General features: G+C 59.1%; 1 protein-coding gene. It reads left to right on the forward strand.

The window, feature by feature from the left end; genetic code table 11:
- A partial coding sequence (locus AB4486_RS22585) for a VCBS domain-containing protein (protein WP_372043170.1) occupies nt 1-345 on the forward strand: 345 nt, incomplete at both ends.

Genomic DNA, 345 nt, shown 5'->3' on the forward strand with positions numbered 1-345 from the left:
CATCAATGGTGCGGAAGACGACTCAGAAATCACGCTAGAAACTGGCGACAGCGATACAGGCAGCGTGACGGAAGACGTTGCGGTGACTGACGGCAACCTAACCACGACGGGCAGCGTGACGCTGACCGATGCGGACGGCGATGGCGCGTTCGGCACGCCAGTGTTCGATGCGGACAACTCAACCGTGAGCTCCGAGCTGGGCAGCTTAAGCATCGCAGCCGATGGTACGTGGACGTACACCGTGAATAACGACGCGGTGCAGTACCTGGATGCGAATGAAAGCGAGACGGTGACGTACACGATCCCGACGGCGGATGGCGCAGATACAGAAACCATCACGATCAC

The organism is Vibrio sp. 10N.222.55.C6 (assembly GCF_041473395.1).
In the GTDB taxonomy this organism is placed as follows: domain Bacteria; phylum Pseudomonadota; class Gammaproteobacteria; order Enterobacterales; family Vibrionaceae; genus Vibrio; species Vibrio crassostreae_C.